Source organism: Micromonospora sp. NPDC023737 (assembly GCF_040639715.1).
Classification (GTDB): Bacteria; Actinomycetota; Actinomycetes; order Mycobacteriales; family Micromonosporaceae; genus Micromonospora.
In genome coordinates, this window is sequence record NZ_JBFAAL010000001.1 from 375,477 (window position 1) to 397,848 (window position 22,372).

A 22,372-nucleotide genomic window follows, 5' to 3' on the forward strand; every position below is an offset into this window, starting at 1 on the left:
TTTACCTCGTAACAGCCCAGTCACGACTAGGCCATCGATCCCTTCCGGCCCTCTTGACACGGACGTCGGGACGGGTAGCTTGAGGCGCCACTGGGAGTTCGTGTTCAGCAATGTGGATTAACGGTGGATCCAGTGTGCGATCACGAGCACCCATCCCCCACCCCCGACCTTGGGCACAGCGCACCTCTTCATCCGCAGGAGGAACCATGTCCCGTCCCCGTACCCAGGCCGAGTATCTGGCCAGACTCGTACCGCCCTCCGTCGCCGGCCTCAACCGCCGTTCGCTGCTGGCCGGCGCGGCCGGCGCGGGCGGCCTGCTCGGCACGGGAATGCTCGCCGGATGCGGCGACTCCGACTCCGGCGGGTCCGGATCCAAGACGGTGTCGATGGGCTCGAACGCGTCCGACCCGACGCCGAAGGACGTGCTCGCCAAGGTGTCGGGCGCCTTCAAGACGTCCTCGGGCATCGAGGTCGCGATCAACACCGTCGACCACAACACGTTCCAGGAGAACATCAACAACTACCTGCAGGGCAAGCCGGACGACGTGTTCACCTGGTTCGCCGGCTACCGGATGCGGTTCTTCGCCGAACGGGGACTGGCCGGTGACGTCTCCGACGTCTGGGGCAAGCTCTCCGGCTTCTCCGACGCCTTCAAGAAGGCCTCCACCGGCGACGACGGCAAGCAGTACTTCGTGCCGTTCTCGTACTACCCGTGGGCGGTCTTCTACCGCAAGTCGGTCTGGCAGCAGCACGGATACCAGGTGCCCAAGGACCTGGACGAGTTCACCGCGCTGGCCAACCAGATGAAGAAGGACGGCCTCGTCCCGATCGCCTTCGCCGACAAGGACGGCTGGCCGGCGATGGGCACGTTCGACATCCTGAACCTGCGGATCAACGGCTACCAGTTCCACGTCGACCTGATGGCCGGCAAGGAGGCGTGGACCTCCGACAAGGTGAAGAAGGTCTTCGACACCTGGGCCGGGTTGCTGCCGCTGCACCAGCCGGACTCGCTGGGCCGCACCTGGCAGGAGGCCGCCCAGTCACTGCAACAGAAGAAGAGCGGCATGTACCTGCTCGGCCTCTTCGTGGCGCAGCAGTTCAACGCCGACGAGCAGGCCGACATCGACTTCTTCACCTTCCCGGAGATCGACTCGGTGGTCGGCGCCAAGGCGCTGGACGCGCCGATCGACGGCTACATGATGGCGCGCAAGCCGAAGTCCGAGGCCAACGCCAAGAAGCTGCTGGAGTACATCGGCGGCGTGGACGCGGCGAACATCTCCGTGCAGACCGACCCCGGCACCCTCGTCGCCAACACCGGCGCGGACACCAGCGGCTACAGCGCCCTGCAGAAGAAGGCGGCCGAACTGGTGGGCTCGGCCACCGAGATCGCCCAGTTCCTCGACCGGGACACCCGGCCGGACTTCGCCTCCACGGTGATCATCCCGGCACTTCAGCAGTTCATCAAGGACCCGAAGGACATCGGCGGGCTGCTGACCAGCATCGAGAACCAGAAGAAGTCGATCTTCACGAGCTGACGGCGAGAGGGGGAGGACATCATGTCCGACCTGCCCCTGATCCAAGCGGATCGCGCCGTGGAACCGCCGGCCGCGACCACCACCACGAGTGGTGGTCGCGGCCGGCGGCTGCGGCTCCTGTCCCGCACCGACCGCGTGGTGATCACGCTGATGGTCCTGGTTCCACTGCTGCTGGTCACCGCCCTGGTATGGCTGCCCGCGCTGGCCACCGTGGTGCTCTCGGGCACCGACTGGGACGGCATCGGCCCGCTGGACGACATCGACTTCGTCGGCGGACGCAACTACCGCGACGTCTTCACCATCTACCCACCGTTCGTGCCGGCGGTGCAGCACAACCTGCTCTGGCTCGCGGCGCTTTTCCTGGTGGCCACGCCGTTCGGCATGTTCCTGGCCGTACTGCTCGACAAGGAGCTGCGCGGCGGCCGCTTCTACCAGACCGCGCTCTACCTGCCGGTGGTGCTCTCGCTGGCACTGATCGGCTTCGTCTGGCAGCTCATCTACTCCCGCGACCAGGGCCTGCTCAACGCGGTGCTCGGCACCGACGTCGACTGGTACGGCGACCCGGGTGTGAACATCTGGGCGGTCATGCTCGCCTCCGGCTGGCGGCACGTCGGCTACATCATGCTGCTCTACCTGGCCGGGCTGAAGGGCGTCGACCCGTCGCTGCGCGAGGCCGCGTCCGTCGACGGGGCCTCGGAGGCGAAGGCGTTCTTCCGGGTGATCTTCCCGGTGCTACGCCCCATCAACATCATCGTGCTGGTCGTCACGGTGATCGAGTCGCTGCGCGCGTTCGACCTGGTGTGGGTCGTCAACAAGGGACGCAACGGGTTGGAGCTGCTCTCCGCCCTGGTAACCCAGAACGTGGTGGGCGAGGCCAGCCGGATCGGCTTCGGCTCGGCACTGGCGACGATCATGCTGGTCGTGTCGCTGGTGTTCATCACCGTCTACCTGGTCACCGTGATGCGCGGGGAGGACCGATGACCACCAGCACAGCGACCCGGCCACCGGCCGCCGAGGACGCGCCGCCGCAACGGCGCCGGCTCACCCCGCAGCGGGTGGTGCTGCACGTCTTCCTCATCGCGGTGGCGATCGGCTGGCTGTTCCCGGTCCTCTGGGCCGTGCTCACCTCGCTGCGGTCGTACGACTACACCGCCACCCACGGGTACGTCTCGTTCGGCGGCTGGACCATCGACAACTACGTGACCGCGTGGCAGACCGCCGAGTTCGGCAAGCACTTCCTCAACTCGGTCTACATCACGGTCCCGGCGGTGCTGCTGACGCTCTTCCTCGCCTCCTGCGTGGCCTTCGTCATCGCCAGGTTCAGCTGGAAGATCAACCTGGTGCTGCTCGGCCTCTTCACCGCGGCCAACCTGCTGCCCCAGCAAGCCCTGCTCATCCCGCTGTTCCGGCTCTTCACCGAGGTGCCGCTGCCCGAGTTCATGAGCGACTCGGAGCTGCTGTACGACAGCTACTGGGGCCTGATCCTGATCAACGTCGCCTTCCAGTGCGGCTTCTGCGTCTTCGTGCTCAGCAACTACATGAAGGCGCTGCCACGCGACCTGTACGAGGCGGCGATGGTCGACGGGGCGAGCGTCTGGCGACAGTACTGGCAGGTGACCATGCCGCTGTGCCGACCGGCGCTGGCCGCGCTCGCCACGCTGGAGGTGACCTGGATCTACAACGAGTTCTTCTGGGCCACCGTGCTCATGCGCAGCGGGGACAAGTTCCCCGTCACCAGCTCGCTGAACAACCTACGCGGCGAGTTCTTCACCGACAACAACCTGGTCTCGGCCGGTAGCGTGCTGGTCGCGATCCCGACCCTGGTGATCTTCTTCCTGCTCCAGCGACACTTCGTCCGGGGCCTGACCTTGGGAGCCAGCAAAGGATGAGCGTTGTCCACCTGCGCCGCGCGCGGACCAGCCTGGTGCTCGACGCGCGCGGCCCGGGACTGCCCCGGGTCGTGCACTGGGGCGGCGACACCGGCGACCTCGACGACCACGGACTTCGCCAGCTCGCCGACGCCACGGTGCCGCCGGTGGTGCCCAGCAGCTTCGACGTTCCGACGGTGCTCTCCCTGCTGCCCGAGGCGAGCGCCGGCTGGAGCGGACGGCCGGCACTGGCCGGGCATCGCGGCCGTACCGACTGGTCCACCTCGTTCCGGCTGGACCGGCTGGAGGTGGACGACCCGGCGGACCCGGCCGCTCCCGCGCGGGTCGGCGTCCACGCGTCCGACCCCGAAGCCGGCCTGTCGCTGACCATCGAGCTCACCCTGGACCCGACCGGCCTGGTGCTGCTGCGCCACCGGCTCCGCAACGACGGTACGAGCCCGTACGAGCTGCGGGAGCTCACCCCGGTGCTGCCGGTACCCGCGGTCGCCACCGAGCTGCTCGACCTGACCGGCCGGTGGTGCCGGGAACGGTCGCCGCAGCGGCACCCGTGGCCGATGGGCACCTGGGTACGGGAGGGCCGGCACGGGCGCACCGGCCACGACGCGACGTTGCTCCTGGTCGCCGGCACGGCCGGTTTCGGCTTCGCCACCGGTGAGGTGTGGGCGGTGCACACGGCGTGGAGCGGCGACCACGTGACCTTCGCCGAGCGCAGCCCCACCGGCACGGCGACCCTCGGCGGCGGCGAACTGCTCGCCCCGGGCGAGGTGGTGCTCGGCCCCGGTGACTCGTACGCCACTCCCCTGCTCTACGCGGTCTGGTCCGACGCGGGGCTGGACGGGCTCAGCGACGCCCTGCACACCCACCTGCGGGCCCGGCCGCAGCATCCCCGTGCGCCGCGACCGGTCACCCTCAACGTCTGGGAGGCGGTCTACTTCGACCACGACCTGGCCCGGCTGCGCGCGCTCGCGGACCAGGTGGCCGAGGTCGGTGTCGAACGGTTCGTGCTGGACGACGGCTGGTTCCGGGGCCGGCGGGCGGACACCGCCGGGCTCGGCGACTGGTACGTCGACGAGGGCGTCTGGCCCGACGGCCTGCACCCGCTGATCGACCACGTCACCAAACTCGGCCTCCAGTTCGGCCTCTGGGTCGAGCCGGAGATGGTCAACCCGGACTCGGACCTGTTCCGCGCCCACCCCGAGTGGGTGCTCGCCGCTCCGGGGCGGCTGCCCCTGCCGTGGCGCAACCAGCAGGTGCTCGACCTGGCCCAGCCCGAGGCGTACGCGTATCTGCTGGACCGGCTCGACGCGCTGCTGACCGAGCATCCCGGCATCAGCTACCTGAAGTGGGACCACAACCGGGACCTCACCGAGGCGGGCCACCAGGGCCGGCCCGGTGTGCACGCGCAGACCGAGGCGGTCTACCGCCTCCTCGACGAACTGCGCCGCCGACACCGGAACGTGGAGATCGAGAGCTGCTCCTCCGGTGGCGCCCGGGTCGACCTGGAGATCCTCGCCCGCACCGACCGGGTCTGGGCGAGTGACTGCAACGACGCCCTGGAGCGGCTCGCCATCCAGCGCTGGACCGGGCTGCTGCTCCCGCCGGAGCTGATCGGCAGCCACATCGGCTCGGAGCGTTCGCACACCACCAACCGAGTGCACGATCTCGGCTTCCGGGCCACCACGGCGCTCTTCGGCCACCACGGCATCGAGTGGGACATCGCCTCGATCAGCCCGGTGCAGCGGAGGGAACTGGCCGCCTGGGTGGCGCTGCACAAGCGACTGCGCCCGCTGCTGCACACCGGCCGTACGGTCCGGGTGGACCACCCCGACCCGGCCGTCTGGGCGCACGGCGTGGTGGCCCACAACGGTTCCGAAGCGGTGTACGCGGTCAGCCGGCTGGCCACCTCCGTGGCCCAGGTACCGGGCGCGGTCCGCCTGCCCGGCCTGGACCGGCGGCGGCGGTACACGGTGCGACCGGCGCAGGGGGTACCGGCGCCGGCGACGGTGCAGCGGGCCGAGCCGGGCTGGCTTCCGACCGGGGTGACGCTGACCGGGGCCGCCCTGGGCACCGTGGGTCTGCAACTGCCGGCCCTGCACCCCGAGCAGGCCCTGCTGTTGGAGGTCACCGCGGTCGACTGATTTTGTTCGAAGATTTTCGGCCGGGCATGTCGAGACGGCGGGCCACTGCTTCTACCTGAGAGTGAGAGCACCGACAATGAGGTGCGTAGGCGTGAGGAGCCGACCGTGAAGTACATGTTGCTGATGCAGTTCAGCGCCGCCGGGACCGAGTTCCCCCCGATCGGGACGTGGACGCCGGAGGAGATCCGGGCGCACATCGCCTTCATGGGCGACGTCAACGCCAAGCTCACCGCGGACGGCGAATGGGTCCAGGGGGAAGGGCTCGGCGGCCCGGAGCAGGCCCGGATCGTCCGGGCCGGCGAGGGCGGTGTGCCGGTGGTGACCGAGGGCCCCTTTCCGGAGACGAAGGAGTTCCTCGCCGGCTGGTGGATCGTCGACTGTGCGACCCCGGAGCGGGCCGTGCAGATCGCCGCGCACATCTCCACCGCCCCCGGGCCGGGCGGACGGCCGCTGAACATGCCGATCGAGGTGCACCCGGTGATGTCCGCCCCGCCCCAGGAGCTGTGACGGCTGGCCACCACCGACCGACGCACCGAGGACCTGCTGCGCGAGCTGGCGCCGCAGGTCCTCGGCGTGCTCGCCCGGCGTTTCGGTGACTTCGCCACCGCCGAGGACGCCGTCCAGGAGGCGCTGCTGGCCGCGGCGAGACAGTGGCCGGACGAGGGGACGCCGGCGAACCCGCGCGGGTGGCTGATCCAGGTCGCGTACCGCCGGATGATCGAACTGGTTCGCGCGGAGGCCGCCCGGCGCAACCGTGAGGATCTGGTGGCGCGGCGGGAGCCGGACGACCGGCGGGCCGCCCCGGCGGCGGACGAACAGCTCTTCGGGGAGCGGGACGACACCCTGGTCCTGCTCTTCCTCTGCTGCCACCCGGCGCTCTCCCCCGCCTCGGCCATCGCGCTGACCCTGCGCGCGGTCGGTGGCCTGAGCACCGCCGAGATCGCCCACGCCTTCCTGGTGCCCGAGGCCACGATGGCGCAGCGCATCAGCCGCGCCAAACAGCGGATCCGCTCCTCCGGGTTGCCGTTCCGGATGCCCGACGAGGCCGACCGTGGTGACCGGTTGGCCGCCGTCCGGCACGTCCTCTATCTGATCTTCACCGAGGGACACACCAGCAGCGCCGGACCCGACCTGCGCCGGGTGGACCTGTCAGTGGAGGCGATCCGGCTGACCCGGACGCTGCACGAGCAACTGCCCGACGACAGCGAGACGACCGGACTGCTCGCGCTGATGCTGCTCACCGAGGCGCGTAGCCCGGCGCGTACCGGCCCGTCAGGTGAACTGATCTCCCTGGCGGAGCAGGACCGCAGCCGGTGGGACGCTTCGGCCGTCGCCGAGGGCGTCGCGCTGGTCACCCACGCGCTGCCCCGCGGCCCCGTCGGGCCTTACCAGATCCAGGCCGCCATCGCGGCGCTGCACGACGAGGCGCCCTCGGCGGAGCAGACCGACTGGCCACAGATCCTCGCCCTGTACGAGGTCCTCGAACGACAGTCCGGCAGCCCGGTGGTGGCGCTCAACCGCGCCGTGGCCACCGCCATGGTGCACGGGCCGGACGCCGGCCTGGCCGCCATCGCCGAACTCGGAAACGATCCCCGGCTGGCCGGGCACCATCGGGTGCACGCCGCCCGCGCCCATCTGTACGAGATGGCCGGTGATCGCGACCGCGCGATAACCGAATACCGGGCGGCGGCGGCCCGGACGAACAGCCTGCCCGAGCAGCGGTACCTGGCCATGCGTGCCGCCCGGCTGGCCGGTGCGCGGAGCTCATCGAACGACGAGTGACGGGGTACGACATGGCGTACGTCCTGCTGGGCATCGCGATCGCGGCCGAGGTGATGGCCACCAGTCTGCTCAAGTCCACCGCGGGGTTCACCCGGCTCTGGCCGACGCTGGCCTGTCTCGGCGGCTACGGGCTGGCGTTCGTGCTGCTGTCGCAGGCGGTGAAGCAGATCCCCGTCGGCGTCGCGTACGCCCTCTGGTCCGGGCTGGGGACCGCGACGATCGTGGCGATCGGCGCGGTCTTCCTCGGTGAGCCGGTCGGCGCGGTGAAACTCGTCGGCATCGCGTTGATCATCGCGGGCGTGGTCATCGTGAACCTGAACGGCACCCACTGACCCGACTCCTCGGACAAACTGGCCTGAACCGGACCTGAGGGTTGACCGTGCCCCGACGGGGTATTCGCCGAAGATCAGCCGGTGGGGAAGGAGACGCCACATGGTCAGCGTGGGTTACACCCTGTTGTGCGAGCAGGCCGGGCCGAAGGAGCTCGTCGACCACGCGGTGCGGGCGGAGGCAGCCGGGTTCGATCATCTGGTCGTCTCCGACCACTACTACCCCTGGCTGGACTCGCAGGGCCACTCCCCGTACGCCTGGTCGGTGCTGGGCGCGGTCGCGCACGCCACCGACCGCGTCGACCTGATGTCGTTCGTGACCTGCCCGATCCGCCGCTACCACCCGGCCGTGGTGGCCCAGAAGGCCAGCACCGTCGGCCTGCTCTCGGACGGCCGGTTCACCCTCGGCCTCGGCGCGGGCGAGAACCTCAACGAGCATGTGGTCGGCGGCTGGCCGCACGTGCAGCAGCGGCACGAGATGTTCGAGGAGGCGCTGCAGATCATCCGCCCGCTGCTCAACGGCGAGACCCTGACCTTCTCCGGCAACCACTTCGACGTGCCCGACGCGTACGTCTGGGACCGCCCGGACACCCCGGTGCCGATGGCGGTCGCCGCCTCCGGCCCGCAGTCGGCCAGCCTCGCCGCCGAGTACGGCGACGGCCTCATCGCCACCGAGCCCGATCCGCAGATCATCGCGCTGTACGAGGACGCGGGCGGTGGTGACCGCAACCGCTACGGCCAGCTGGCGATCTGCTACGGCCCGGACGAGGCCGAGTGCCGCAAGATCGCACACGACCAGTTCCGCTGGTTCGGATTGGGGTGGCGGGTGATGCCGGACCTGCCCAATCCGGGGGCGTTCAACGCCGCCACCCAGTTCGTCCGCGAGGAGGACGTGGCGCAGGGGATCACCTGCGGTCCGGACGTCGAGCGGCACGTCGAGGCGTTCCGCGCCTTCGTCGAGGCCGGCTTCACCCACGTCGCACTCGTCCAGGTGGGCGGCGAACGCCAGCCGATGTTCCTGGACTGGGCCCAGGAGCAGTTGCTGCCGCGGCTGCGCGAGCTGTGAACCGACCGACAACGAAGGAACCCCGATGCGAATCGGCAACGTGGAGATCCGCCCGCTCGGTGGCGGCCTCGGCTGCCTGCTGATGATCCTCTTCTCGGTGCTCGCCTCGGTGGTGCTCACCGTCCTGGTCAACCTGCTGCTCTGACCACACCGGCCGCCGGGCCGGCGACCACCGCTCGACCTGAAATCCGGCCGGCCTGCCGGTCAGGCCGGGTCCAGCGCCACGTCGGCCACCACCGGGTAGTGATCCGACGCGTGCTCCGCGACGCCACCCCGCACCACCCGCACCTCCCGCACCCGACCGACCAACGCCGGCGAGCCGAGCAGGTAGTCCAGCCGCATCCCGACGAACTCCGCCCCGCCGTGCCAGGTCGGTACGGTGAGCCCCTCGTCCGATCCACCGACCGCGGGTTGCAGGTCGACCAGGCCCGCGCCCAGCAACACGGCCACCGCCCGGGTGTCCACCGTGCGCCCGTCACGACGCAGGTGCCGACGGCGGTACTTCGGTTGGAGCCGGCTCAGCTGCTCGCTGTGATCCGTCGCCGGGTCGAGCGCGTTCAGGTCGCCGCCGACCAGCGTCAACTCGCCCGGCGCCCGCCGGACGGCCCCCGCCAGCCAGTCCACCTCGACCCGCCGCCAGCCGCCCGAGTACGGACTCAGGTGGGCACCGAGCACGGTGAGCGGCCCCGCTTCGGTGGCCAGCACCACCCGGGCCGCCGCGTAATGGAACGGCCGGCGCAGCGGGCCGGCGGCGAGCGTACGCAGCGGTGGGCGTACGAGCACGGCCACCGGCTGACCCACACAGCTGCCCGCCCGGTGCGGGCGCAGACCCAGCCGGTCGGCGAACCCGGCGAGCACCTGGTCGTCGAAGCCGCGCAGCTCCTGCAGGAGCAGCACGTCGGGCCGCTGCGCGTTGATCAGCCCGACGATCTCGTCCCGCCGATCGGAACCGTCGGCGTCCCGACCGCCGGTACGGATGTTCCAGGTCATCACACGCAGCACGGCACCCTCATTCCGTCCGGGCGGCCCGGACCAGTTCGTCGTCGAGGGTGTCCACGTCCTCCGCCTCGAGACTCGGGCGGTTGCCCGCGTACACGTCGGCGTTGGGCCGCACGATCCAGTAGAGCAGGCCGATCCAGAGCGCGCTGAGCAGGATCGCGCCCATGAAGTCGGTGGGGTGGTGCATGCCCCGGTAGATCCGGGAGGTGGCCACTCCCAGCGGCATGACCACGGCGAGCACCACGGTCAGCCACCGCCACCAGCGGTCGGTACGAGCCATGACCAGCACGGCGATCGCCGTGTACAGGCAGATAGTCGCGGCGATGTGACCGGACGGGAACGACGACGTGGGCATCGGCCCGTCCAGGTTCTCCACCGGCGGGCGGGGCCGGTCCACCGCGTGGGCGCTGGTGAGGAAGAGGCTCAGCTCGCCGAACATGGCCAGCGCCACGAAGAGCACGGGCCGCCACCGCCGCCACACCGCGAGCACCAGCGGGCAGAACACCAGCGAGACGAGCAGGATCGCGTGGGTGTCGCCGAACTTGCTCCACCACCAGCTCAGCTCGGTCAGGGCCGGGGTGTGCCGGTGCGCGAACCAACGCGGCACCTCGGTGTCGAGGGTGGCCAGGAACGTCACGCCGGCGTGGTAGCTGACGTACATCCCGAAGCCGTAGAGCACGCCGAAGACCAGCACCCACCCGACGAGCAGTTCCGCCACGGCGGAGCGTGGGTGCTCCAGTACGTGTTCCTCGGCCGGCGCCGGTGCGATGTCGTGCCCCGCCTCCGGCTCCAGCCCGTCCGCCAGCGCAGGCGCCCGCCGGCCGCGCTCCCGCCGCCAGAGCCGGAAGGCGTACGCGGTGACGCCGAGCCAGGCCGCACCGAGCAGCCAACCGGCGAGCACGTCGGAGACGAAGTGCACGCCCAGCGCTATACGGGTCAGCCCGATGAGGACGACCAGCACGGTGACCAGGGCGATGGCCGGCCTACGCCAGCGGGGCGCCAGCGCCGGGAGGAAGACCAGCAGCAGCGCCCCGTACGCCACGAACGACCCGAGGGCGTGCCCACTGGGGAAGCTGTTGCCGGGCGCGCTGGCCACCGGCACGTCGACGATCGGCCGGAGCCGGCCGACCAGCGTCTTCAGCGACGGATCGAGGATCAGGCCACCGACGCCGGTGACGATCAGGTAGACGGCCAGCCGGGGCTGGCGGCGAATGAGCAACCCGACCACGGCGATGGTGACCAGCCAGATCAGGATCGGCCGTCCACCGAGGTCGGTGACCGCCTGGAGCACGGTCACGACGGGGCTGTGCGAGGCGACCAGGTGGTTGAACCACTCGGCGACCGCCCGGTCGGCGGTCTGCAGCGGGCGCCAGCGGAACCGGACCAGCATGAGCAGCAGGCCGAACGCGGCTCCGGCGCCGATGATCGCCGCCAGCCCCGCGACGCTCCGCTCGGCGAAATGCCCGATCGGTCGCCGCAGCACCTCCCTGACCGCGGTCATCCCGCACCTCCCTCGATCTCCCTGGCGAGGCGGCTTTACCCGGTTCGCGCGGCGCGTACACAGGAGGGTCAGCCGCCCGGCGCGGCGGTCGGGGTCGCGACGCTGCCGGTCTGGCCCGGGGGGGTTGCCGGTCGGGGCCGGGGCGCGTCAGGTGACGGTCATCTCGCCCGGGTCCACCGCGCGTTCCTCCTCCGGCTCCCACAGGTCCGGCTGGGCCGGCTCGCGCACACCGATCCGCAGCGCCTCGAGCTGGGCGGTGAACGCGAGCCCGCCGAAGAGCGCCATGCCGGTGAGGTTGGCCCAGATCAGCAGCGCCATCATCCCCGTCAACGCGCCGTACGTCTGCCCGAACGCGTCGCTGAAGCCGACGTACGCGGCCAGCAGCAGGCTGGTCGACCACCAGAGCACGGTCGCGATGCCGGCGCCGAAGAACAGCCAGGACAGGCCGGGTTGCCGCCGCCGGGGCGCGTGCCGGAAGAGCACCGCCACCGCGAGCACGGTCAGCGCCAGGCTGATTGGCCAGCGGACCACGTCCCAGACGCCGTGGACCCACTTGCCCCACGCGTAGTGCCGCTGGACCGAGTCCCCCATCGGTCCACCGCCGACGAGGATCAGGAACCCGGTCAGCGCCGGCACGCCGGCGGTGACCGCGAGGACGGCGGCCCGCAGGTACTTCCAGAGGGCGGGCCGGTCCCGCTCGACGCCGTAGATGCGATTGGCGCCGCGCTCGATCTGGGCCATGGTGGTGGTGAGCGCCACCAGGCCGGTGAGCAGGCCGAGGGTGAGGGCCAGCTCGCCGGCGCGCTCGGTGCTCTCCCCCTCGCCGAGCAGTTCGGCCACGACCGGCTCGCTCGCCCCGGGGGTGACCGCCAGTACGGTGTCGGCGACCACCTGGCCGCCCTCCTCCACACCGAGCTCGCTGATCAGGCCGGTCAGCGCGATCATGAACGGCACCACGGCGAGGCAGAGCTGGAGCGCGAAGGCGCGGGAGTGGCTGAAGCCGTCGCCGTAGCGGAACCGGATGAACGCGTCCCGCAGCAGGTGCCAGCCGCCCTGCCGGCGCAGGGTGTGCCAGGCGTCGTCGGCGGAGAGCTCCTCGTCGGCCATGAGGCGGGTCTCCGGCACCATCCGGGTGCTACTCACGGCGCGCCTCCTCGACCAGTTCCTCACCCCGCTCGGCGGCGCGCTCGGCGTCGACGGCGAGGTCGCGCGCCCGCTCGGGTTGCGGCACGCACAGCCAGAGCGACTTCGGCCTGATCACCGCGCGCAGCCGGCGGCCGGGGGCGATGAGGTCACCGTCGAGTTCCCGGGGCTGGGCGCGGCTGGCGGTGACGATCACCCGCCGGCCGCGGAACACCTCCATCCTCGGCACCCGGCCGCGGCCGCGGATCACCGCCCAGCCGAGGGAGAGCCAGTGCCGCAGGGTGCGCGGGGTGAGCACGGCGACGTCCAGCCAGCCGTCGTCCGGTTCGGCCTCGGTGAGCAGCCGGATGCCGCCCTGCAACCGCCCGACGTTGGCGACCAGCACCGAGCGGGCCCGGCGGCGCACCGGGGGCCGGTCGTCGACCCGGATCGACACCCGCATCGGACGGTCGCGCAGGTGGCGGGCGGCTCCCACCACGTACGCGGGCCAGCCGATCCGCGCCTTGGTCGCCTCGCTGGTGGCGGCGAGCATCTGGGCGTCGAAGCCCATGCCGGCCATGACGGTGAAGTAGCGCCCGTCGACCTCTCCCACGTCCAGCAGTCGGCGGCCGCGTTCGATGGCGACCTGCAGCCCGGCGGCCAGGTCGGTGGAGAGGCCGAGGTTGGCGGCGAGGAGGTTGCCGGTGCCCTGGGGCAGGACGGCCAGCGCCACGTCGGTGCCGACCAGTCCGCTGACGCAGGACATGACAGTGCCGTCGCCGCCGCAGGCGAAGACCACCTCGACGCCGGCCTCGACCGCCGCCTCGGTCTGCCCTCGCCCCGGGTCCTCGACGCTGGTCTCGTACCACAGCGGCTCGGGCCAGCCGGCGGCGGCGAGGACGTCGTTCACCGTACGCCGCAGCCGGTCCGGATCGGCCACCTTCACCGGGTTGACCACGACGGCGGACCGCAGCCCGCCGTCGTCACACGCCGTCCGCGCGCCCCGTCCACCAGTCACGGCGTCAGTGTGCAGCAACGGGCATCGTCTAGCGAGCCGTGGCGGGCGAGCGTAGGAAGTGCCACAGACAGGTTTGGGTCAGGTGTGCGTGCGCCCCAGCGGCTGGACCGGGCGTGCCCGCCGGCCCGCCGCTGGTCGGGGGGTCGACCGCGCCCGGACCGCGGGGGCGGGCGGGCCCGGGCGCCGGATCACGCGGCCGTACGCAGCGCCTGCTCCACCCGCCGGCGCAGGTCGTCGAGGTCGGCCCCGGCCTCGGTGAGCACCAGTGCCGCCAGCCCATGGCCCTCGCGGAGCAGACCGAGCAGGATGTGCTCGCTGCCGATGTGGTTGTGCCGCAGCCGGATCGCCTCGCGCAGCGACAGTTCCAGCACCTTCTTCGACCGGGGTGAGAACGGACCGCCGGCGTGGCGGCGCCGCCCCCAGCGGCGGCGCGGTTCGGGCATCGCCTCGCGCAGCGCGTCGGGGCCGAACGTCTGCTCGACGCGGGCCACGATGGCGGCCAGATCGATGCCGATCTCGCGTAGTGCCGCCGCGTCGGCGTCGCCGAGGCCGACGCCGCCGACCTCGACGTGCCGCCGGATGCCTGTCCGCAGGTCGTCGGCGTCGACGCCGGCCTCGGTGAGCACCCGGCTGGCGAGGCTGGCCTCGTCGGAGAGCAGGGCGAGCAGCAGGTGCTCGGTCCCCACCGGCCGTTGCCCCTCGGCTCGGGCCTCGTCCCGCGCCCGGCGGACGATCTCGCGGGCTCGGTCGGTGAACCGTTCGAACATCACGCCTCCCAGGAAGTGGGCACCGCAGGTCGCCCGCCATGCTTCTTGTGGACCGCCTGCCGGCTGACCTCGAGCGCGTCGGCGATCTCCTGCCAGGACCAGCCCTGCCGGCGGGCGTTGTCCACCTGGACCACCTCGAGCCGCTCGAGCAGCCGGCGCAGCGCGCGGACGGCGCGCAGGCCGACCCGGGGGTCGGGGCTGCCCGCGGCTGCCGCGAGTTCTGTCGCCTGAGTCATGTTGTCAACTTACGTTGACAGCCCCGTCATGTCAACCCTGGTTGACATTCCGACGGCGAACCGACCCGCCACCCGTGGTCGCGCGACTACCCTCGGTCGAGGAGCGTGGTCGTGCCGGGCGCGACGCCCGGGAGGTGATGTCCGATGACCGCAGCCACCGATCGGGCGGTGCTGGTCGGCCTCGGCACGGAGCGCAACCTCCCGATGGTGCGGCTCGCCGCCGAGGAAGCCGTCGGGCACGGCCGGCCGCTGCACCTGGTGCACGCCTTCGACTGGCGCAGCGCGTTCGAGGCGGAGACCGTGGCGGCCCCCCGAGAGGAGGCCGAGGACCTCATCGCGTGGGCCAACGACCTGGCCCGCGACGTCGGACCGGAGCTGGCGGTGACCGGCGAGATCGTCGAAGGGCCCCGGATACCCGTCCTGCTGCGCCGGTCCCAGCAGGCGTTCCTTCTCGTCGTCGGCGACAGCGGCATGTCCACCCGCGAAGACTGCGTACCGGCGGAGGCGCCCGCCGTGCAGTTCGCCGCCCAGGCGAGCTGCCCGGTGCTGGTGGCCCGCCCCGACCCGCCTCCGCAGGGCCCCGTTCTGGTCGGCTTCGACGGATCACCCAGCTCCCACCAGGCACTGAAGTGGGCGTTCGACTGCACGCAACGGCGCGGCAGCCGGCTGCTCGCCATCCGGGCGGTGGAACCCGACGAGGACGACGAGGAGATCTCTCGACAGCTCACCGAGGCGGTCGACAGGTACGCCGGCCACCACCCCGAGGTACCCGTGGAGTGCCACACGATCCGCGGTGACCCCGGGAGAGTGCTGGTCGAACAGTCCCGCTCGGCGCAGGTGGCGATGATCGCCCCGCGCGGCGACGAGCCGGGCCGGGGCATGCTCGGCGCGGTGGCGCAGGCGCTGCTCTACCACGCCGCGTCGCCGGTGATCGTCGTCCGCGGCATGACCGGCACCGCCCCGTAGGAATCCTCCGCTCACCCGACGGGACCAACGAAATGCGCTTCCGGATGCAGCACCCCCCGAACCGCGAGAGGCTCAATCACCATGGACACGGCTCTCGATGCGCAAGGCCCGCTGACCGAGGACGAGCTGCGCCGGCTGGACGCGTACTGGCGAGCGGCGAACTACCTCACCGTCGGACAGATCTACCTGCTGGACAATCCGCTGCTCCGTCAGCCGCTGACCCCCGAGCACCTCAAGCCCCGCCTCCTCGGCCACTGGGGCACCAGCCCGGGGCTGAACCTGCTCTACGCCCACCTCAACCGGGCCATCGTCGCCCACGACCTGAACGCCATGTTCATCACCGGGCCGGGTCACGGCGGCCCGGCGATCGTGGCGAACACCTGGCTGGAGGGCACGTGGAGCGAGCGCTACCACGACGTCGGACGCGACGAGGCCGGCATGGCCCGGCTGTTCCGGCAGTTCTCCTTCCCCGGCGGCATCCCCAGTCACGTGGCCGCGGAGGTGCCGGGCTCGATCCACGAGGGCGGTGAGCTGGGGTACGCGCTCAGCCACGCGTACGGGGCCGCGTTCGACCATCCCGACCTGCTGGTCGCCTGCGTGATCGGCGACGGCGAGGCGGAGACCGGGCCGTTGGCCGGCAGTTGGCTCTCCGACGTCTTCCTCAACCCGGCCCGCGACGGGGCGGTCCTGCCGATCCTGCACCTCAACGGCTACAAGATCGCCGGACCGACGGTGCTGTCCCGGATCCCGGAACCGGATCTGCTCGAACTCATGCGCGGCAACGGCTACCGGCCGTACGTGGTCGCCGGCGACGACCCGGCGCAGGTGCACCAGATTCTCGCCGCCACGCTGGACCGGGCACTCGCCGAGATCGCGACCATCCAGCGGCTGGCCCGCTCCGGCGGACCCGTCGAACGCCCCCGCTGGCCGATGATCATTCTGCGGACGCCGAAGGGCTGGACCGGCCCGCGCGAGGTCGACGGCAAGCCGGTCGAGGGCACCTACCACTCGCATCAGGTGCCGCTGGCCGAGGTACGCACCAATCCGGGGCACCTGGCCGAACTCGAGCGCTGGTTGCGCAGCTACCGGCCGGAGGAGCTCTTCGACGCCACCGGCGCGCCCATCGCCGAGCTGGCCTCGCTCCCGCCGCGCGGCGACCGGCGGATGAGCGCCAACCCGGTCACCAACGGCGGCATGGTGGTGCGGGAACTCGCCCTGCCCGACTTCCGCGACTACGCCGTCGACGTGCCCCGCCCGGGCGAACCGATGGCCGGCGCCACGGGCGTGCTCGGCCCGTGGATCCGCGACGTGATCGCGGCCAACCCGGAGACGTTCCGGCTCTTCGGGCCGGACGAGGTCGCCTCCAACCGGCTCGGTGCCGCCTTCGAGGTCACCGACCGGGCCTGGGTCGCCGGCACCGTGCCCGGCGACGACCACCTCTCCCCGGACGGGCGGGTGATGGAGGTGCTCTCCGAGCACCTGTGCCAGGGCTGGCTGGAGGGCTACCTGCTGACCGGACGGCACGGGTTGTTCACCAGTTACGAGGCGTTCATCCACATCGTCGACTCGATGGTCAACCAGCATGCGAAGTGGCTCAAGGTCACCCGGGGCATCCCCTGGCGACGCCCGCTCGCCTCGCTGAACTACCTGCTCTCCAGCCACGTCTGGCGGCAGGACCACAACGGCTTCTCGCATCAGGATCCGGGCTTCATCGACCACGTGGTCAACAAGAAGGCCGAGGTGGTCCGCATCTATCTGCCGCCGGACGCCAACACCCTGCTCTCCACCATGGACCACTGCCTGCGCAGCCGGCACTACATCAACGTGGTGGTGGCCGGGAAGCAACCGGCCCCGAACTGGCTGACCATGTCCGAGGCGATCCAGCACACCCGCCGGGGACTGGGCATCTGGGACTGGGCGAGCAACGACGCCGGCAGCGAGCCGGACGTGGTGCTCGCCTGCTGCGGTGACGTGCCGACCCTGGAGGCGCTGGCCGCCGCGGACCTGCTCCGCCAGCACCTGCCGGAGCTGAAGGTGCGGCTGGTCAACGTGGTCGATCTGATGCGGCTCCAGCCGCCCAGCGAACACCCGCACGGCCTGTCGGACAGCGAGTTCGACACCATCTTCACCGCCGACCGGCAGATCATCTTCGCGTACCACGGCTACCCGTGGCTGATCCACCGCCTCACCTACCGCCGTACCAACCACGACAACCTGCACGTACGCGGCTACAAGGAGGAAGGCACCACGACGACCCCGTTCGACATGGTGATGCTCAACGACCTGGACCGCTTCCACCTGGTCATCGACGTCATCGACCGGGTGCCCGGGCTGGCCGCCCGCGCCGCCCACCTGCGTCAGCACATGGTCGACACCCGGCAGGCCTGCCGCGACTACACGCGCCAGCACGGTGAGGACGACCCACGGGTGGCGGAGTGGCGCTGGGTCCGGGAGACCGACCCCGGGTTGCGAGGCGGCACGTGAGCGGCACCGAGATCCTGGTCGGCTACGACGGTTCCCCCGACTCGGCGGTGGCACTGCAGTGGGCGCTGGACGAGGCGGCACGCAGCGGCCGCCCGGTCCGCCTGGCGTACGTCTTCGAGTGGGCGACCGTGGTGGGCTGGCTCGGCCCCGGCGTTGCCCCGGGCGTCTGGCCGGACGAGTCCGCCCGGCGCGAGGTCGAACGGCTGGTGCACCGGGCGGCGGGCGACACCGCGAACGCGCACCCGGATCTGGACGTCACCGGCGAGGTGCTCGACGGCCCGCCCGCGTTCATGCTCCAGGAACGGTCGGCGGACGCCGGGCTGCTGGTGCTCGGCAGCCGGGGACACGGCGGGTTCGTCGGACTCCTCGTCGGCTCCACCACGGTCAATGTCACCGCCCACGCGCACTGCCCGGTCGTGGTGGTACGCGCGCCCGCCGGGAACGTGCCGGCCGGGTCACCCGACGGGCCGGTCGTGGTCGGCGTGGACGGGTCCGAGCAGTCGCTCGCAGCGTTGGGCTTCGCTGCCGAACGGGCAGCCCAGCGACGGGTACGGCTGCGGGTGATCCGAGCCTGGTCGCCGCAGGGCGCCGGCGACGCTTCCGGCGACATCGACGAGCGGCTGGCGGGTGAACGCGGCGCGCTGGCGGAGTCCCTCGCACCCTGGCAGCGCACGTTCCCGGGGCTGGACGCCACCGTCGAGGTGGCGATCGGTAGCCCCGCGTCCCTGCTGGTCGAGGCGAGCGGCGGGGCGCAGCTGGTGGCGGTCGGCACCCGCGGGCGGGGCGGGCTGCGTGGCATGCTGCTCGGCTCGGTGAGCCAGCAGCTCATCCAGCACGCGCGGTGCCCGGTGGCGGTCGTCCGGGAACGCTGAGCTCGGCGGGCCGCGCTGGCGTCCGGATCGGACCCATGGCCCGCCGGACCGGCCGCACGGACCCGGTGTCCCACGACAGCCGCCGCCCAGCCCCGCCGGATCAGACCGGGTCGACGGCTCCCGCGGCAGCCAGCACGGCCGCTTCCCGCGCCGGATCCAGGCCGACCGGCGTCCGCGCCGGACGGCCGGCGCGCGGCGGCACGCCGCCCACCTCCTGCAGCCAGCGCCAGGTGTCCCCGACCGTCTCGACCGCCGGGCGGCAGCTCAGCCCGGCCGCGTACGCCCGCTCGACCGCACGCTCCTGCAACCACCGGTACTCGTGGCCGCGCGGGATCCAGATCGGCAGGTCGTTCCAGGGCACGATGCCGGCGGCGAGGATCGGCTCGGGCGGCGTCCAGCGCAGCCGCACGTCCGCCCCGGTCACGCGTACGCAGGCGTCGAGCAGCTCGCCCATGGTGGTGTGCCCCGTCCGGCTGACCACGTTGTACGCCCCGCCGCGCGCCCGGGCGCCCTGGTCGAGCAGCCAGCCGGCGAGATCGCGTACGTCGACGTACTGCACCGGCAGGTCGGCCGGGCCGGGGGCCAGCACGTCCCCGCCCCGGGCGACGCGCCCCAGCCACCACGGCAGCCGGCCGATGTCCTCACCCGGGCCGAGGATCAGCCCCGCCCGGGCGAGCAGCGCCCGCTCACCGAACACCTCGCGTACCGCCCGCTCGGCACCGGCCTTGTTCTGCGGGTAGTCGCCGTCCTCGGCGTCCGCAGCGGCCTCGACGGTGGGCGCGTCCTCGTCCGAGCCGGGCGCTACCGGCTCCGCGTAGACCGAACCGCTGGACACGTAGCCGTAGTGCCCGACCGCGCCGGCCAGCGTACGGGCCGAGTCGAGGATCACCCGCGGCGCGCCGTCCCAGGTGTCCACCACGAGATCCCACTCGCCGCCGGCCAACGCCGCCAACCCGTCGGGGGTGGTCCGATCACCGCGCAGCCGGCGTACGCCCTGCGGCACGTCGCCGTGCAGCCCCCGGTTGAACACCGTCACCGACCAGCCTCGGCGCACCGCCTCCGCGACCGTCGCCCCGCCTACGAACCCCGTACCGCCCAGCACCAGAAGCCTCATGGCTCCACCGTGCCCGGTCGCCGGCCGGGGATCGAGCGTTGTTCACGGTGAGCGGATCTGCCGACGGCAGAACTCAGCTCTCGATCAGCTCGCGGCAGCGGCGCAGGGCGGCCAGGGCGACCGGGGCGTCGCGTCCCTCGATGCCGGCCGCCAACTCCCGCACGACAGCTACCGCTCGGGCCGGCTCGCCCGCCGCCACCGCCGCCTCGGTCAGCACCAGGACGGCTTCGGCGGCCCAGGCCCAGATTCCCTTGCCGCGCACCAGCATCAGGGCGTCGGTCGCGTGCCGGGAGGCCTCGTCGGGTCGCTCGACGAGAATCAGCCGGGCCAACGCCGAGCGCGCCTGCACCAACGGCCAGATCGCTCCGACCCGCTGGGCGGTGGCGACGACCTCGCGCAGCGTCCGCTCGGCCCGGCCGATCTCGGCGCCGGTGGCCGTACGGGCCAGCACGGTGGCCAGCTCGGCCCGCGCGTCGAGCAGGGTGACCGGCATCCGCTCGGCTGCGGCGACCAGTTGCTCGAGCCGCTCGGCCAGCCCGGCCAGCCGCCCGGCGGCCCGTTCCAGCGACAGTCCGGTCGCCTCCACGAGAGTGGTCAGCCGCTCGTACCCGGTCTCCTCGACCAGTTCCCGGCCGGCCGCGAGGAGCGCGGCGGCCTGGTCCAGGTGTCCGGCGTGCAGTGCGCCCTGCGCCCAGTTCAGGCAGGCCCGCGCGTGTTCCCGGGGCCGGTCGGCCAGCACCGCGGAGGCGCGCAGCTCGGCGATGACCGTCCAGGCCGCCGGGTCGCCCAGTTCCAGCAGCAGCGAGGCGCGGGCGATCCGCACCGCGAGGTGCGCGGCCGGGTCGCCGCTGGCCTCCGCGGCGGCCTCGGCCTCCACGCACCGGGCCAGGTGGTCGTCGACGTGACGGCCGACGACCGTGTCGGGGGCCGCCAGCACCGCGAGGGCCGGCGCCCGGCGGCGCGGCGTCCGCAGGTACGGCACCGCGCGCTCGATCTCGGTGTACCCGCGCAGCGCCTCCCCCTGCTGGCGCAGCAGGCGGCCGAGCACCAGGCCCAGCTCGCCCCGGGCGCCGGGTGGCAGTCGCCGGTCGGCCAGCAGCCGTTCCAGCACCGGGATCGCGGTGGCCTGGCTGAGCCCGTCGATGGCGGATCGGCCCAACTTGCCGGCGAGCCGGACCCGGACCGGCCGGGGCAGCTCCGCGACGTCCATCGTCTGGAGCAGGAAACCGGCGGCGGTCGCGTCGTCGCCGCGTTCGGTGGCCAGGTCGGCGGCGGCCTCGGCGTTGCGGACGAAGTCGGCGTCGCTGCCGGCCAGCCGGTAGTGGTACGCCAGCTGGGCGACCGGTCGGGGCAGCTTCTGCTCCAGCACCCGTGCGATCCGCAGGTGCAGCCACTCCCGGGTCTGCCGGGGCACCAGGTCGTACACGACCTGCCGGGCGAGGTCGTGCCGGAACCGCAGCCCGTCCCCGGCGTCGTGCAGCAGCCCGGCCCGGTGCGCGGCGGTCAGCGCCGCGCCGACGGTCGCCCGGTCCTGGCCCAGCACCGCCGTGAGGATGCGCGGATCGGGGGCGAGGCTCAGCACCGCAGCCGCGCCGAGCACCTCCCGGGCGCTCTCGTCGAGCGGGCGCAGCCGCCACAGGAGCACGTCGCGCAGGACGAACGGGACGCTGTCGTCGGCGAGCGGGTCGCCGCCCCGCTCGGCGAGCGTACGCAGCACCTCCTCGACCACGAACGGAATCCCGGCCGTACGGTCGAGCAGGGTCGTGGTGAGCTGCTGGGGCGGCTCGCCGAGCCGCAGTGTCCGCGCCGCCAGCCGGCGTACGTCGTCGGCCCCGAGCGGGCCCAGCGGGACACGGGTGACCGCCCCGGGGGGCGTACGCGCCAGCGCGTCGTGGATCGGCGTGCTGCCACCGGGCACCGGTGTGCGGGCGGTGAGCACCACGGCCAGCCCGTCCACCGGGTGGCCGCTCAGGTAGGCGAGGAACTCGCAGGTCGCCGGGTCCGCCCAGTGCAGGTCCTCCAGGACCAGTACCGCGGGCGAGAGCCCGGCGAGCAGCGCGGCGACGGCCCGCAGCAGCCGGTGCCGCTCCGCCGCCGGGTCGGTCAACGGGGGTGGCGCGGCGGGGAGCACGTCGGCGAGTTCGGGCAGCAGCGGAGCGAGTGCCCCGGCCACCGGGTTGAGCGGACCGAGCCGGTCGCCGTACGCGCGGACGGCGTCCAGCAGGACGCCGAGCGGGAAGGGCTCGGGCACGTCGTCGCACTCGCCGATCAGGTGGTTCCCGGGTAGCGAGGCGAGCAGCTCGCGGACGAACCGGCTCTTGCCGATGCCGGGTTCACCCTCCAGCAGGACCAGGCACGGCGGGGCGCCGATGAGCCGGCGCAGCAACGCCAGCTCGTCGGCACGCCCGACGAACTCGACGGGCCCGCGCAGGCGTGCGGGGCGGATCGGGGATGTGACCCCGCCGCCCCGCACGTCGTCCTCGCCGCCGCCGGTCACCGTGATGGCGAGCACATCACCTCGGCGTCGACCGGGAACGGCCCGGCGCGCCGGCGG

The 22,372-nt window shown here is 72.4% G+C and carries 19 protein-coding genes; 11 read left to right on the forward strand and 8 right to left on the reverse strand.

Annotation, left to right across the window (positions count from 1 at the left end):
• Nucleotides 1-206 precede the first annotated feature (206 nt).
• From AB0F98_RS01660 to AB0F98_RS01695, 8 genes are all read left to right on the forward strand, one after another.
• A complete protein-coding gene (locus AB0F98_RS01660; RefSeq protein WP_357727037.1) occupies nucleotides 207-1,535 on the forward strand; it encodes an ABC transporter substrate-binding protein in 1,329 nt (442 codons plus the stop codon).
• A gap of 21 nt (nucleotides 1,536-1,556) precedes the next feature.
• A complete protein-coding gene (locus AB0F98_RS01665; protein WP_357727040.1) occupies nucleotides 1,557-2,516 on the forward strand; it encodes a sugar ABC transporter permease in 960 nt (319 codons plus the stop codon).
• On the forward strand, nucleotides 2,513-3,424 hold the full coding sequence (locus tag AB0F98_RS01670) for a carbohydrate ABC transporter permease (protein WP_357727043.1): 912 nt from the start codon (nucleotides 2,513-2,515) through the stop codon (nucleotides 3,422-3,424). Before AB0F98_RS01665 ends, AB0F98_RS01670 begins: the two co-directional genes overlap by 4 nt.
• Nucleotides 3,421-5,562: an alpha-galactosidase gene (locus AB0F98_RS01675; protein ID WP_357727046.1), complete on the forward strand. Its 2,142-nt coding sequence runs from the start codon at nucleotides 3,421-3,423 to the stop codon at nucleotides 5,560-5,562. Before AB0F98_RS01670 ends, AB0F98_RS01675 begins: the two co-directional genes overlap by 4 nt.
• A 114-nt stretch (nucleotides 5,563-5,676) precedes the next feature.
• The gene (locus AB0F98_RS01680) at nucleotides 5,677-6,069 is read left to right on the forward strand and encodes a YciI family protein (protein ID WP_245828296.1); all 393 of its coding nucleotides are present in this window, start codon (nucleotides 5,677-5,679) and stop codon (nucleotides 6,067-6,069) included.
• A 3-nt stretch (nucleotides 6,070-6,072) separates the two neighbouring features.
• Entirely contained in the window at nucleotides 6,073-7,344 is a 1,272-nt protein-coding gene (locus tag AB0F98_RS01685) for a sigma-70 family RNA polymerase sigma factor (RefSeq protein ID WP_357728981.1), read from the forward strand.
• An 11-nt stretch (nucleotides 7,345-7,355) separates the two neighbouring features.
• Entirely contained in the window at nucleotides 7,356-7,676 is a 321-nt protein-coding gene (locus tag AB0F98_RS01690) for a multidrug efflux SMR transporter (protein WP_357728984.1), read from the forward strand.
• A gap of 100 nt (nucleotides 7,677-7,776) precedes the next feature.
• The gene (locus tag AB0F98_RS01695; protein WP_357727049.1) at nucleotides 7,777-8,739 is read left to right on the forward strand and encodes a TIGR03557 family F420-dependent LLM class oxidoreductase; all 963 of its coding nucleotides are present in this window, start codon (nucleotides 7,777-7,779) and stop codon (nucleotides 8,737-8,739) included.
• Nucleotides 8,740-8,943: 204 nt separating this feature from the next.
• Here the strand turns inward: AB0F98_RS01695 and AB0F98_RS01700 are convergent, their stop codons facing one another.
• The 6 genes from AB0F98_RS01700 to AB0F98_RS01725 all read right to left on the reverse strand — a co-directional run bounded on the left by AB0F98_RS01700 (nucleotide 8,944) and on the right by AB0F98_RS01725 (nucleotide 14,382).
• Nucleotides 8,944-9,741: an endonuclease/exonuclease/phosphatase family protein gene (locus AB0F98_RS01700; RefSeq protein ID WP_357727052.1), complete on the reverse strand. Its 798-nt coding sequence runs from the start codon at nucleotides 9,739-9,741 to the stop codon at nucleotides 8,944-8,946.
• A 7-nt stretch (nucleotides 9,742-9,748) separates the two neighbouring features.
• Nucleotides 9,749-11,239 (reverse strand): phosphatase PAP2 family protein, encoded by a 1,491-nt coding sequence (locus AB0F98_RS01705; protein WP_357727055.1) that lies wholly within the window; start codon nucleotides 11,237-11,239, stop codon nucleotides 9,749-9,751.
• A 147-nt stretch (nucleotides 11,240-11,386) separates the two neighbouring features.
• On the reverse strand, nucleotides 11,387-12,382 hold the full coding sequence (locus AB0F98_RS01710; RefSeq protein ID WP_357727058.1) for a YihY/virulence factor BrkB family protein: 996 nt from the start codon (nucleotides 12,380-12,382) through the stop codon (nucleotides 11,387-11,389).
• Complete coding sequence (locus tag AB0F98_RS01715; RefSeq protein ID WP_357727062.1) at nucleotides 12,375-13,379, reverse strand: diacylglycerol kinase family protein; 1,005 nt, start codon at nucleotides 13,377-13,379, stop codon at nucleotides 12,375-12,377. The genes AB0F98_RS01710 and AB0F98_RS01715 overlap by 8 nt, the downstream gene beginning before the upstream one ends.
• A gap of 188 nt (nucleotides 13,380-13,567) precedes the next feature.
• Nucleotides 13,568-14,146 carry a Clp protease N-terminal domain-containing protein gene (locus AB0F98_RS01720; RefSeq protein WP_357727066.1) on the reverse strand — a complete coding sequence of 193 codons (579 nt, stop codon included), beginning with the start codon at nucleotides 14,144-14,146 and terminating at the stop codon, nucleotides 13,568-13,570.
• Entirely contained in the window at nucleotides 14,146-14,382 is a 237-nt protein-coding gene (locus AB0F98_RS01725) for an HTH domain-containing protein (RefSeq protein WP_355144601.1), read from the reverse strand. Before AB0F98_RS01725 ends, AB0F98_RS01720 begins: the two co-directional genes overlap by 1 nt.
• Before the next feature lie 144 nt (nucleotides 14,383-14,526).
• On the opposite strand from AB0F98_RS01725, the gene AB0F98_RS01730 reads away from it, so the two are divergent.
• The 3 genes from AB0F98_RS01730 (at nucleotide 14,527) to AB0F98_RS01740 (ending at nucleotide 18,704) form a co-directional block, all read left to right on the forward strand.
• Nucleotides 14,527-15,348: a universal stress protein gene (locus tag AB0F98_RS01730; RefSeq protein WP_357727070.1), complete on the forward strand. Its 822-nt coding sequence runs from the start codon at nucleotides 14,527-14,529 to the stop codon at nucleotides 15,346-15,348.
• A gap of 81 nt (nucleotides 15,349-15,429) precedes the next feature.
• Nucleotides 15,430-17,832 (forward strand): phosphoketolase family protein, encoded by a 2,403-nt coding sequence (locus AB0F98_RS01735; RefSeq protein WP_357727073.1) that lies wholly within the window; start codon nucleotides 15,430-15,432, stop codon nucleotides 17,830-17,832.
• On the forward strand, nucleotides 17,829-18,704 hold the full coding sequence (locus tag AB0F98_RS01740) for a universal stress protein (protein WP_357727076.1): 876 nt from the start codon (nucleotides 17,829-17,831) through the stop codon (nucleotides 18,702-18,704). Before AB0F98_RS01735 ends, AB0F98_RS01740 begins: the two co-directional genes overlap by 4 nt.
• A gap of 100 nt (nucleotides 18,705-18,804) precedes the next feature.
• Here AB0F98_RS01740 and AB0F98_RS01745 read toward each other — a convergent pair whose 3' ends face one another.
• Nucleotides 18,805-19,818 carry an NAD-dependent epimerase/dehydratase family protein gene (locus AB0F98_RS01745; RefSeq protein WP_357727079.1) on the reverse strand — a complete coding sequence of 338 codons (1,014 nt, stop codon included), beginning with the start codon at nucleotides 19,816-19,818 and terminating at the stop codon, nucleotides 18,805-18,807.
• 73 nt (nucleotides 19,819-19,891) lie between these two features.
• Complete coding sequence (locus AB0F98_RS01750) at nucleotides 19,892-22,330, reverse strand: AAA family ATPase (protein ID WP_357727082.1); 2,439 nt, start codon at nucleotides 22,328-22,330, stop codon at nucleotides 19,892-19,894.
• Nucleotides 22,331-22,372 lie beyond the last annotated feature (42 nt).